The organism is Candidatus Kapaibacterium sp. (assembly GCA_025059875.1).
Taxonomy (GTDB): domain Bacteria; phylum Bacteroidota; class Ignavibacteria; order Kapaibacteriales; family HRBIN21; genus HRBIN21.
Genome location: JANXCT010000001.1, coordinates 548,590 through 561,165 on the forward strand (window position 1 = coordinate 548,590; position 12,576 = coordinate 561,165).

Annotated in this window: 10 protein-coding genes; 5 read left to right on the top strand and 5 right to left on the bottom strand. The window is 60.3% G+C overall.

All coding sequences use genetic code 11. The features are described 5' to 3' along the window. Window positions 1-4 precede the first annotated feature (4 nt). Window positions 5-1,294, bottom strand: a complete 1,290-nt coding sequence (hflX, locus tag NZ960_02495; protein ID MCS7176485.1) for a GTPase HflX — start codon at window positions 1,292-1,294, stop codon at window positions 5-7. Next, entirely contained in the window at window positions 1,281-3,893 is a 2,613-nt protein-coding gene (gene glgP, locus NZ960_02500) for an alpha-glucan family phosphorylase (protein MCS7176486.1), read from the bottom strand. The genes hflX and glgP overlap by 14 nt, the downstream gene beginning before the upstream one ends. 314 nt (window positions 3,894-4,207) lie before the next feature. Between glgP and NZ960_02505 the strand changes: the two genes are divergently transcribed. Genes NZ960_02505 through NZ960_02525 form a run of 5 tightly spaced genes read left to right on the top strand, consistent with a single transcriptional unit; the run spans window position 4,208 to window position 7,972 of the window. After that, entirely contained in the window at window positions 4,208-4,549 is a 342-nt protein-coding gene (locus tag NZ960_02505; GenBank protein MCS7176487.1) for a MerR family transcriptional regulator, read from the top strand. A gap of 55 nt (window positions 4,550-4,604) precedes the next feature. After that, window positions 4,605-5,051, top strand: coding sequence for a single-stranded DNA-binding protein (gene ssb, locus NZ960_02510; GenBank protein MCS7176488.1), 447 nt, complete (start codon window positions 4,605-4,607; stop codon window positions 5,049-5,051). A 15-nt stretch (window positions 5,052-5,066) separates the two neighbouring features. Next, window positions 5,067-6,002, top strand: a complete 936-nt coding sequence (locus NZ960_02515) for an MlaD family protein (GenBank protein MCS7176489.1) — start codon at window positions 5,067-5,069, stop codon at window positions 6,000-6,002. Further along, a complete protein-coding gene (locus tag NZ960_02520; protein MCS7176490.1) occupies window positions 6,003-6,662 on the top strand; it encodes an O-methyltransferase in 660 nt (219 codons plus the stop codon). Then, a complete protein-coding gene (locus tag NZ960_02525) occupies window positions 6,659-7,972 on the top strand; it encodes an OmpA family protein (GenBank protein MCS7176491.1) in 1,314 nt (437 codons plus the stop codon). Before NZ960_02520 ends, NZ960_02525 begins: the two co-directional genes overlap by 4 nt. Window positions 7,973-7,974: 2 nt before the next feature. Here the strand turns inward: NZ960_02525 and NZ960_02530 are convergent, their stop codons facing one another. The 3 genes from NZ960_02530 to NZ960_02540 all read right to left on the bottom strand — a co-directional run bounded on the left by NZ960_02530 (window position 7,975) and on the right by NZ960_02540 (window position 12,518). Next, window positions 7,975-9,318 carry an FG-GAP repeat protein gene (locus tag NZ960_02530; GenBank protein MCS7176492.1) on the bottom strand — a complete coding sequence of 448 codons (1,344 nt, stop codon included), beginning with the start codon at window positions 9,316-9,318 and terminating at the stop codon, window positions 7,975-7,977. Continuing rightward, window positions 9,273-10,301 carry a D-alanine--D-alanine ligase gene (locus tag NZ960_02535; protein ID MCS7176493.1) on the bottom strand — a complete coding sequence of 343 codons (1,029 nt, stop codon included), beginning with the start codon at window positions 10,299-10,301 and terminating at the stop codon, window positions 9,273-9,275. Before NZ960_02535 ends, NZ960_02530 begins: the two co-directional genes overlap by 46 nt. Window positions 10,302-10,364: 63 nt before the next feature. Further along, a complete protein-coding gene (locus NZ960_02540; protein MCS7176494.1) occupies window positions 10,365-12,518 on the bottom strand; it encodes a BamA/TamA family outer membrane protein in 2,154 nt (717 codons plus the stop codon). Window positions 12,519-12,576: the final 58 nt, after the last annotated feature.

A 12,576-nucleotide genomic window follows, 5' to 3' on the forward strand; every position in this document is an offset into this window, starting at 1 on the left:
GAGCTCAGGCGTGGTGTGGGATCACAGTGTGGAGGTACAAGGCGTACTGTTGGCGTAGTCGCTCGCCGACAGCGGTGGGGCACCGAATCTGGAGTAGCATGCCCTGCTCTAGAGCTTCTTGCCGTACGAGCTCACCAGCAGTGCGGAGTCCGTAGAGTGTCCGAGCTTCCGTGTACGGGATCAGGAAGGTCATCAGCTCCGTCTGCCCTTCGTATGCCTGCTGGAGTGCTAGGAGGAGGCGGCGGAGGTTGATGCCGCGTTCAGCCGAAATGAAGACTGCTGAGCTGAACTCCACCTCTAGCTCTCGAAGGCGTTCCCGGTCGTGGATTAAGCGGTCAACTTTGTTGAACACTAGGACAGTAGGCTTGTCGTGGGCTCCCAGCGTGCGGAGTGTTTCGTCAACGACGCGGATATGCTCTCGGAAGTGGGGATGAGAGGCGTCAACGACATGGATCAGGATGTCGGCTTCCTGGACTTCAGCCAAAGTGCTGTGGAAGGCAGCGATGAGCTGAGGTGGAAGCTTGCGCAGGAAGCCGACCGTATCGGAGAGAAGGGCTATTTGCCCATTGGGTAGTCGGAAGCGGCGGACAGTAGTGTCGAGTGTTGCGAAGAGGCGATCGGCAACGAGGACAGGGGCTCCTGTCAGGGCCCGCATGAGAGTAGATTTGCCAGCATTTGTGTATCCGACGAGGGCAAACCGTGGCAGTGCCTCCCGCCCTTTACGTCGTTGGGCACGCTGCTGGGCTATCTGCTGTAGCTTGCGCTGGAGGACCTGAATCCGGCGCCGGATGAGACGACGGTCAGTCTCCAGCTGAGTTTCACCAGGTCCCCGGGTACCAATCCCACCAGCCTGTCGTGAGAGGTGGGTCCAGAGTCGGCTTAGGCGAGGCAGGAGGTATTGGAGTTGGGCTAACTCTACTTGGAGCTGCGCCTCTTGGGTGCGGGCTTGCATGGCGAAGATCTGCAGAATGACCCCGGGCCGATCCAGCACCTTCACGCCCCATGCCCGCTCCAGGTTGCGGACCTGCACCGGCGAAAGTTCATCGTCGAAGACGACGGCGGAGACTCCGGAGTGATGGATGAGGGGCTTCAGCTCTTCAACCTTCCCACGCCCGATGAAAGTCGCGACGTCTGGAGCAGAGCGTTCTTGCCAAAATACCCCAACCACTTCGCCTCCGGCGCTGTGGACCAATGCTTCCAGTTCCTGCAGGTGATCGAGGAATTCCGACCGTGGTAGCGGGCGGCGAAGGAGACCTACGAGGAAGACGCGCTCTCGTGTCTCAGGTGTCTGCACGCTCCTTCCTGCTTTGACTGTCAGAGCTACCACCTGCAGCTAGGGACGAAGGGGCAGCGTCTTCTATTACGTGCGTCCAGGGTTGAGCCCAGCAGCAGAGCCGTAGCTCAGCAGAGCTTGGCAGGGCTGGATGCCAGGGGACGATTCGGACAGTGTAACCGAACTGACCACTCTCTTCCAGGGAGAGGTGCCCTGCGAACCAGTGAATGCTTCCATTGCTGCTCACGTGTTCCAAGGGGATGACCCATGGCTCGGTCATCTCGCCTTCGGGCTGTACGCGTCCAGCATAGAGTTCTACGCGGACGTCTTCGGGGGAGAGTCCTCCAAGCTCGGCCTCTACACGGACGTGGAGGAGAGCACCGGTGCTCAGTTCCGTGTCGGCGGAGCTAATGACGCGGAGGATACGCACGTTTGGCCACTGTTCCTGGACGCGCTGGCGCCAGTGGGTTATGGAGTGGACAAGGCTTGCCTGGGAATCGAGGAGCATGGAACGAGCACGATGTGCAGGGAGATAGCACTCTGCAGCGTACTGTCGCACCATGCGCGTACAAGAATACTGGGCCGCAGCAGTGCGGATGGCATTCTTCATCATCGTTACCCATCGTTCCGGGATGCCTTCGGGGTTGCGTTCGTAGAAGAGCGGAATGATGCGGTACTCTAGCAAGTCATAGAGCTGCTCCGCCTCAGCAGCATCCTGTTCTTCCTCGGAAGTGTACTCTTCCCCCTGCCCGATTGCGAAGCCGTTCATTCCTGTATAGGCTTCATCCCACCAGCCATCGAGAGTGCTGCAGTGGAGGACACCGTTGAGGGCAGCCTTCATCCCACTGGTGCCGCTAGCCTCCTGCGGGCGGCGGGGAGTGTTGAGCCAGAGGTCACAGCCTTGGACGAGCAGGCGGGCTAGCTCTAAAGAGTAGTTCTCCACGAAGACGACGTGGCGCTCTAATCCGGCATCTACGATCGCACGGATGATGCTGTGGATAGTTTCCTTGGCAGGGATGTCCTGCGGATGCGCCTTGCCAGCCAAGATGAGCTGCACTGGGCGCTCGGACGAACAGAGGAGGCGACGCAAACGCTTCGGGTCTCGGAAGAGGAGTCCCGGGCGTTTGTAGAGGGCAATTCGGCGGGCGAATCCAATCGTTAGGGCGTCGGGATTGAGGAGCAAAGAAGGTGTTGCTGGAAAGGTTCGGTATCGTTCCTGTAGGGCACTGATGAGGCGCTTGCGGAGGGTCTCATGGACTCTCCACAGCTCTTGCGGTGGGATAGCTTCAACGGCGTCCCAGAGGACTGGGTCAGCATTCTCACTACGCCATCGCTTGCCGATATAGCGATCAAAGAGGTGGGCAATCTCAGGAGCAACCCATGTCGGCAGATGTACCCCGTTGTTGATAGAGCCGATGGGGACCTCATCCTCAGGGAATGAGGGCCAGAGAGCATGCCACATGTGACGTGCTGTCTTACCGTGGAGACGACTGACGCCGCGGCGGTGCCATGCGACGTTGAGTCCGAATACCGTCGGGCTGAAAGCCGCAGGGTCGGAAGGGAGCTGTCCAAGCTGGAGGAGCTGCTCTGGCCTTACCCCGATCTCGGCAGCGTACGGTTCCAAGTAGTGGCGCAGTAAGTCGGCCCGGAAGACTTCATTCCCTGCGGGGACAGGGGTATGAGTGACGAAGACTGTAGAGGCTCGCACGATCTCCAGAGCTTCCGAGAATCCCACAGAGTGCTCTTCCATGGTCTGCCGTATCCATTCTGCGGCGGCAAGCACGGAGTGCCCTTCGTTGAGGTGGCAGACGGCCGGTCTGATACCCATAGCACGGAGTGCCCGCATGCCACCAATTCCTAGCACGAGCTCTTGCTGGATTCGGGTTTCTATCGTCCCGCCGTAGAGGCGGTCAGTGATGTCCCGATACTCCACGAGTGAATTGTACTCGTGGTTGGTGTCCAAGAGGTAGAGTGGCACGCGTCCGACGAGCATCCGCCAAATCCGGATGTAGAGTGGGCCTTTTGGGAAGGGGAGCGAGATCAGCAACGGTCGACCAGTCTCGTCGCGCACCAAGGTGAGCGGTAGGAGGGAGATATCATTGGCTGGGTAGAGTTCGTACTGCCAGCCGCTCTCGGCCAAACGCTGCTGGAAGTATCCCTGCTGGTACAACAGTCCAAGGGCCACCAGTGGGATGCCGATATCGCTAGCGGTCTTCAGGAAGTCACCTGATAACACCCCGAGGCCACCGGCGTAGTTCGGAAAGCTCTCGTGGATGCCGTATTCAGCACAGAAGTACGCTACCGTTCCCAGTATCGTGCCAGAGGGCGCCGAAAAGCGAATAGGGGCTTCCAGGTAGGTGCGGAAGCGCTGGTAGATGTACTGGAGGACCGCCAAGAAGTCTGGGTCTCGTGCCGCCTCACTAAGACGGGCTTGAGAGATACGCTGCAGGAGCGCAAGGGGGTTGTGGTGGACCTCATCCCAGAGCTTTGGGTCTAAGCGGGCAAAGAGGCTCTGTGCCTCACTGTCCCAGCACCACCAGTAGTTGTACGCCAACTCCCGTAAAGGGGTCAGTGGAGCTGGCAGGGTTGGAGTCACAACGACGATCCGCAGGGGGAGCATCTATGCTCAAGCCTCGTCGCTCAACGGCATGCAAACTTAGGGCCTGGAAATAGCTCCCTGCTGGATGGGGGCATGGTTTGCTCAGGGTGCGGGGTGCAGGACATTCTACCACTGCTCGCAAAGGTTCGGGGGCTGCTGGCGTGCTTGGACATCAGCCGTTCCTCATGCCTCCTCAATGATGCGGCCCACGGGATCCACAGAGCGGCTAGCACGCGGTCATACTGGATGTCTGCGTAGAGATTGAGCTTCCGGGCCGCTTGGTTGGCAGACCCTATTTTTGTGTCGTCAATCCCCCGTCAGCTCAAGAGGAGGTAATGGAGCGCTACTATCGGATCGGGGAGGTCGCGCGCCTTTTGGGGGAGCAGCCCCACACGCTGCGGCATTGGGAGCGTAGCTTTCGCCAGCCGCGCCCTCGCCGAGGTCCGATGGGGGAACGCCTCTACTCTGAAGCGGATATTGCCGTGCTGCGCCGTATTCAGCATCTACTCCGCGTGGAGCGTTACACTCTGCCGCAGGCTCTGCGTATTGTGGCTGAGCAGCCGATAGAGCTTACGGGACGGTCTCACAGTCCATTCCCTCGTGAGGTTCTTCTTACTCTTCACGCGACACTGGCGCTCTTCCTCCGTCTGCTGCAGCGTGGGGCAGTGGGAGGATGAGAGCGTTGTGCGTATTTTTACGCCACGTTAGTGCTATTCGCTGAGGGTTGGGAGGATGGCAATGCGCTCGCTCAACAAGGTCATGCTCATCGGTAACGTGGGACGGGAGCCAGAGCTCCGCTATACTCCGGAAGGGGTTCCGGTCGTTACCTTTCGGCTGGCGATGACGGAGGTCCGGCGCGGGCGGGATGGAAGTGTCCGCGAGCATACGGAGTGGCATACGATCGTAGCTTGGCGGGAGCTGGCGGAGGTGGTACACCGGATTGTCCAAAAGGGCTCTCGAGTCTACGTTGAAGGGCGGCTCCACACTCGGGAGTTTGAGGACCGCAATGGCAACCGACGGCGAGAGGTGGAGATTTGGGCTGACACGATGCTGCTCCTCGACCGTCGTCCCCGCGATAGCGGAGAGGGAGCTTCAACGCCCGAGAGCTCGTCTTCAAACATCGCCCAAGACTACGACCCAGATACCTCGGCTGTACCGGATGATGAAGTGCCGTTCTGAGACCTTGGTGGTGCTGTGAGCGAGCAGCAGCGATTAGAGCTTAAGGTAGGCCTGATTACACTGGGTGCGATCGCGCTCTTCCTGTTAGGCATCACGTGGGCGCGGGGTGTTCGTGTTGGGGGTGCGGAACGGGAGCTGCGCATCCGCTTTCCACAAGCAGCGGGGTTGGAGGTAGGGGCTCCCGTGTTCGTCAATGGGGTGCGGCAGGGTAGCGTCGTTGGCATAGAACTCCAGGGTGCGACGGTGCTTGTAGATGTGCGATTGGCAGGGAATGTCCGACTGGCCCGCGATGCCTCAGCTCGAATTGGGCTCCAAGAGCTCACAGGCGGTCGCAAGATCGACATCTTCCCTGGAACGGCATCGGAAGCTCTGCCTCCAGGAGCGGAGATCCCTGGCACTGCGGCTCCAGATGTCGCGGAGCTCTTGGTTACGCTTGGGCGCCTGAGCGAGGAGTTGCAGCGCTTCACTGCTCGGCTAGACACAGCCGTTGCGCGGTTGTTGACAACAGAGGCACAGCAGCAGTTACGGCAGACCATCGCCGATGTAGCAGTCACAGCCCGTCTGCTGCGGGAGTTCAGTGAACGGTACCGCGAGACCTTAGGGCAAGGGGTTGAGGATGTCACAGCGATAGCGGCGGAGTTGCGGGAACTTCTGAGCCGGAACCGACTTGCCGTGGAGTCAACCCTCGCGAATCTCCAGCAGCTCTCAGCAGCAGCAGGCCGCACGCTGGGCAATGCGGATACTCTAATAGCGGAACTGCGGTCTACTTCGGCTCGGCTGGCGGCGCTCTTAGATCGCCTCTCTGAGGGTAGGAGCATTGCCTCTCGGCTGCTCTACGACGAGGAGTTTGCCCGTCAGGCGGATTCCGCGCTTGCTCTTATCCGAAGCTTCCTTGGGCAGATTCAGCAGCACGGTGTCAACGTCAACGTGCGCTTGGGGACCCGGCCGTAGATGGCTCAAGCGTCGCAATCAACACCCACAACCCCAGAGATTCTGGCGTACATCCAGCGCCACTTCTCAGCGGAGGATGAGTTCCTAGCTCGGCTTCGTCAGGAGGCCAAAGCAAGGGGGTTCCCCGAAATCTGGATTGCTCCTGAGCAAGGAGCATTTCTGCAGGTGCTGCTACGTGCTGTGGGAGCACGGCGGGTACTGGAGATCGGCACTCTGGTGGGCTATTCGGCTATCATGATGGCACGCGCACTACCCCCAGACGGGGAGCTAGTGACACTAGAGTGGGACCCTGAACGAGCAGCCTTCGCCCGCCAAGCGATTCAGCGGGCGGGCTTGGCGGGGAAGGTACGGGTTGAATGCGCCGATGCCCGCGAATGGCTCCGAAGCTTCAGTCCGCCGGAGCCACTGGATTTCGTCTTCATTGACGCGGACAAGGAGAGCTACACGCTGTACGTAGAGCTTTGCTTGCCGCTCCTGCGAGTCGGTGGTATCATCTGCGGAGACAACGCGTGTGCATGGGGGCAGATCGCATCCGAGTCCGATGCACCGGAAGTCCAGGCGCTACGCGAGTTCAACCTTCGAATGGCGACGCATCCGCAGCTCCAAAGCTGCTTTGTGCCGTTGGGCGATGGCATGGTGTTAGGACTGCGGCGCTGGTGAGCCTCTCGTTGCTCTGGGGAGGCCTGCTACAGAGTGTGGGCCAGAACTGGAGCCGTCCGGCCTCTAGCCTCCGTCCAGGGGAACCTGTCTTCGCCGATGTCTGGCGGATTGATGCCCGCTTGTACCCGGAGGAGGTGCGACTCTTTGTGCGGGTCCGGGATAATGCGGGGGCCCCGATCACGCACTTAGCCCCGCCTCATGCCGGACCGGAGTGGCGCCAATACTGGGCAGACCTGCGCGAACAATTAGGACTGTCGCAAGTCCCAATCGACAGCTTCAGCGTGCGGGAATTCAACGAGTGGGATACGCTCAGCTACGCGTTCGTGCTAGCGTTGGACCGCAGCGGTTCCATGAGTTCGGTACTCCCAGCGCTTCAGGCAGCGGCTGAAGGATTCATCCACGGCAAGCGCTCCACCGACCTCTTGACCTTGGCTTTCTTCGGGGAGCGAATGGAAGTCCTCAGTCCCTTCGAACGGGACGCTGGGCGCCTCGTTGCACAGCTTCGGCGGTCGAAGCTCCTCGACGTGGGGGTCTACACGGCCGTCTACGACGCGCTCTTACAGGGCGTTCGCCTGCTGCAGGCAGTAGAGGCGCCTCTGCGGGTGCTAGTGCTCTTCTCTGATGGGGACGACAACAGCTCCCAGGCGACGGCACTCCAGGTCTACGAAGCAGCCCGTGCGGCGGATGTGCGAATCTTCACGCTCGGCTTCGGATACACGCAGGATTCCCTTTTAGCGGCTCTTGCCGCGTATACCGGGGGACGGTACTATGCACTCACCCGTCCAGAGGAGCTCCAGGCAGCGCTGAGCGATATCTACCGCAGTCTGCGGAACTTCTACCTTGTGCGCTACCGTCCGCCAGTGTACGCGGGACTCCATCGGGTAGCGGTGACCCTCCACATCGGCGGGGATACGGTACAGGCTCACGGTGAGTACGACACAGCCCCGATTACGCCGTTCGACACCGTCGGGAAGCAGTTCGAGCGCATCATCCTCTTTGACTACGACAAGGCCACCCTGCGTCCGGAGGCAATCCCGATTATCGATGAGCTGGCAGAGCTATTGCGGCGCTATCCTCGGGTGCGGCTGGAAGTGCAGGGCCACACCGATAACATTGGCACACCAGAGTACAACCAACGTCTCTCCGAGGCCCGAGCACAAGCAGTCGTGGAGGCGCTTGTAGAACGCGGCATTGATCGCCGCCGCCTGCGGCCCCGTGGCTTCGGGATGACGATGCCAGTGGCGCCTAACGATACGGAGGAGAATCGCCAGCGAAATCGGCGGACGGTCTTCAAGATCATTGCCAAGTGAGGCTAAAAGCCGAGTCGAAGCAGCTCATCCACGATGGCATCGGCCCACACGTTGACACTCTCCCCGTAGACCTGTCCTGGCGGCAGGAAGAGCAGCTCGGCGTATGTAGTGGGGTCCTGCGGGGAGAAGTCCGATGAGGTACAGAGCCATGAGCTCTCCTCAGGGCGGAACTCGTTGTCGACATCAGTGAGCTCTACAGCAAACCGAAGTGTGAGCTGGCTGCTACCGAACGCGTCCAGCGAGTCCGACAGAAGGAGGAGTGGCAGCCGGAGCTTAGCGACGTATCCTTCTGGGCGTCGGGAGACGATGGCCTTCGCGCGGCGCCACAGGTCAGCCTGGAAAGGAGTTTGGGATGGGGTATGGAGGAAGAGCTGGGGCGGGGTATCGGCGAAGTCCCCGAGTCGTAGGCTGATCTCAAGGGTTTCCCAGCGTTCTACGGGGCGGGAAGGACGCCGTCGTCGGCCGACCGAAGGGGTAGCGGATGTGTCAACGTAGCTGCGGGCGAACCAGAGGCGGAGCATATCGGCAGGGCAGGTGTCGCAGCGGGCAAGTGTCAACTCACTGTCCGCCACCCAGACGGCGAGGTAGAGGTAGTACTCGTCGTAAGTGGCACGTAGCCGTAGAGCAGCGTCCTCTGGACCGTGCCAGTAGTAGGCTCCTCGTGGGACGTAGTCCACGACTCCGCAGGTAGCGTCGGTGAAGGTAACTCCCAGAGGGCGTTGTCGGCGTGGGTATGCTGGAAGCACGATGGCACGGCGTTCTGCAACCTTACGTCCGCCTTGGAAGCGGCGATGGATGCGTTCCAAGGAGCGGTAGTAAGTGAGCTGCTCCGAAGAGCGCTCGCCCGCGGTCTCCAAGGTTAGCTCCTCCCACAGCAGGAAGTGTCCGAGCCAGTAGCGGTAGCCTCGCAGGCTCCAGCGGTTGTTCTGGAACTTCTGCGTGATGTAGCAGATGGTGTCTCGGATGGCTATGCCGACCTCCAGCGGGAGACTGATGAAGGGTACGATGAACTGTGCGACGTTCAGCAAGAAGCCATCCTGGTCAACGAATGCATAGACACGGACGCGCTGCTGCCGCTCCTTGGGGATGAAGACCGTTAGGGCGAGATCCGGATAGCCGTCGCCGGAAAAATCTCCGGCATCCCAGCCCCAGATTTCATATGAGGCCCCAAGTGGTAGCTGGGTACGGATGTCGGCAATGAGGGCATGGTCGAAGTACGGTTCCAGTAACCGGGCGAGCTCATCGAACGAAAGCCCTCGTTGAGCGGCCGCTGGCAGCACGACCCCAGTGCAGAAGAGCGCTACCGCCGCGAATCTTCTAAAGCCATCTGGACTAAGCGCTCGCATAGCTCTGGGAACTCTATCCCCGCAGCCTGTGCCGCTCTCGGGACCAGGCTCATGGACGTCATGCCTGGGATTGTGTTGAGCTCCAAGCAGAAGAGCTGTCCATCGGCGTCGAGCCGGAAGTCTACTCGGCTGAAATGCCGGCAGCCGATGATACGGTGGGCCGATAGGGCTAAGTTCTGCGTAAACTCTGCGATGTCCTCCGGTAGCTCTGCGGGACAGATATAGCCCGTCTTCCCGGGTGTGTACTTGTGCTCGTAGTCGTAGACGCCAGAGCTGGGTAGGATTTCGACAATTGGGAGCGCCTCCTCTCCAAGGATAGCAACGGTGAGTTCTCGGCCTTCGATGTACCGCTCCACGATGACCAAGTCCGAGTAGCGAGCAGCATGTTGGAGGGCTGCTTCCAATTCCTCCTCCGTTGGGTCGTGGAGGAAAGTGGTTCCCACGGTGGAGCCTTGGTCGTTGGGCTTCACTACCAGATGGGCTCCCAGCTCTGACCGGATGTCTTCCAGAATACCAGGCTGCTGGAGCTGTTCGGGGGCTAATGCTATCCAACGTGGTGTGGGGATACCGGCAGCGACGAAGAGGAGTTTTGCTAAATGCTTGTCTGCCGCTACCGCACTGGCGGTTGAGGTGCTGCCGACGTACGGGATGCCGCGGAGTTCTAGCAGGACCTGTAGCCGACCATCCTCACCGTACGGACCATGCAGCACGGGGAAGACGACATCAACATCGTCGAGCAGAGGAGAGCTAATGCACTCGGCTAACGCCCAAGGGGAGAACGCTCGGAGTTCTTCCTCTGACGGCAGGTGGGAGCTGAGGTTTTCTAGCTCTGCATCGCTCAGCAGGGCATGAGCGCCTCGCGCTGGGTCTAACGGGAGCACTTCATGGCCGCGTTCCCGCAGTGCAGCTGTGACCCATCGTCCGCTGAGGAGCGAGATGTTGCGTTCTGGGGATATCCCGCCTAAGAGCACAGCGACGCGCACGCTCGTTCTCCTACGCTGTACAACTGCCGTGGCACGAATGCGGCCGCAAAAATACAGGCGCTCTCAGAAGGCATGTCCTAAGCCCAAGTGGAGCGCCCACCGGCTCTTTGAGAAGGGGCGCTGGGAGAACCATGGTGCAGTTGGGTGCAGGGGATCGTGGAGCCGTAGGGCGACGTCCAGTCGGATTGGTCCAACATCGGTTAGGTAGCCAATCCCAATCCCAGCAGAGAGGGCCAGCCTGCGGAAGAGATCCTTAGGCCGAAGAGTCCCGTAGAGGGACGGGGTCAGACGGTTGTAGGCATTGCCCCAATCCAAGAAGCCAGTCACAAGCAGTTGTTGAAGGATTGGGCTTAGGAACCCAGCCCGTGCAGCGGGCGGACGCCATCGTAGCTCGCAGGAGCCTTCTACCAAGAGCGCGGCGCCGATGTACGAGGCCAATGTTCCGCCAACGCCTGTAGAGAGTCCACCCGAGACCGGGTCCCAGAGGCTTCGGGAAGCCCAGCCGCGGACACTGTTGGCGCCACCGGCAAAGAAATGTCGATCGTACGGCACGTACGACCATGTTCGGTTGCGCCACCAGATGTGACCGAAGCGCAACTTGCCAGCAAGCACTGTTCGTGGATTGACTGGAAGGAAGCCCAACAGCAGGAGCTGTAGTCGCACGTACTGGGCTAAGCCTACGGCACCAAGCCCACCAAGCTCGACTGTGCTGAATGCAACATGCCCTCTGGTCGGATTGGTAGGATTATCGCGGTGTTCAGCCCCAAGGGTGAGGCTGAGGGTGATGTCAGAAGGCGGCAGCAGGCGTTGTCCGTTGCGGGTGTACGTGTAGAGCCGCTCGTACTGTCGCAGGAACGCTGCTAAAGCCGGCACCGTATCAACGGCTGCAACAGCACGCAAGTAGTTGATGGGCCGCTCTGCGCGAACGTCTACTGCCAGCTCAGAGGTAGTCATCCACGTCCATGGGGCGAATTCCACCGGTAACCGGAGCTGGAGGCTCAGTGCCTCAAGCCGGAGCGGTGAGGCTAAGACACGGATCCCATAGCTGAGGCGCGAACTCATGCCGATGCGGCGTGCAGCGTAGGGGAGCCATACCCCAGCTCCAAGCTGGAATTCGTACTCCAAGTAGCCGCGCTCCAACGCTCCGAAGGGATCACGCAGCCCCAGTTGTCCCCAGAGATGCCCACGCTCAGCCCCACCGAAGAGATTGGCGTCGGTTACTTGTGCCTCCAATCCGATGTTCGGGGCGCTCTCTAAGGCTGTGCGGTAGATGCTGGTGCTAATGGAGGCTTCGCGTGGGCGCCGGTAGCGTGTTGAAATGAGGAGGTCAACCGTCCCAGCCGTTGGATTGGTGGCGAAGGTGTCGATCCGGACGGTCTCGAAGACGCCAAGGCGTAGGAGGCGCAGTCGAGTCCGTTCTACAGCACGGATGTCGTACCACTGCCCTGGTCGGAACTCGAGGCTATAGCGGCGGGCCCGCTCAGTGAGTGGAGGGGCATGGGTGGTGCTCTCCCAGAAATGTACCTCTCCGAAGCGCAATCGTGGCCCCGGTACGAAGCGGATAACGATGCTGTCAGTATTCTGCTCTGGTGCGATGAAGATCTGTGGACGTTCGTAGGTGGCCGCTGGGAAGCCATGCTCTTGGAGGAAGCGCTGGATGGCTTCAGCCTCCTCTATCAGGGTTGCCTGTCGAAAGCGGCTACCTCTGCGTAGACGACGGAAGCGCCGAAGCTCTCGCTGGAGTTCTGTCGGAAGCCCTTCTAAGCCGGTGTAGACCACTGTATCTATTCGGGCGGCTGGCCCTTCCGTGATGAGGAACCGCAACGTTTGGGTGCCATCGGGGGCATCAGAGAGGTGGAAGCTCACCTTCGCCTGGTGGAAGCCCTGCTGGAAGTAGAAGAGGCGTAAGGCTTCGGCATCGGCTTGGATGGTGCGCAGATCAGCCGTTGGGAGCTCTGCTGCCATGCTGCTGAGGGCATTCCGGAGCTCACGTACAAGAGCTGGCGGTGTAGCAGGGTTTCGTTGGAGCTGGGAGGCGTAGAGGCTCAGTATTCGGTACAGCACCCCTGGTATAGCTACCCGTGTCCGTAAGAGTCCTTGGAGCTCGCCGGTAGGAAAGGCGGTATTGCCGTAGAACTCAATCCGGCCAATAGTCTTTGGAGGTGGTGCAGCAGAAAGAGGCTGGGGAGTGAGGGGATGGGAAGAAAGCAACCACATACTTACCAATACGCAGCAGCGCGCTGGCGGCAATCTGCCGCTGGCTGCGGTGGGATGG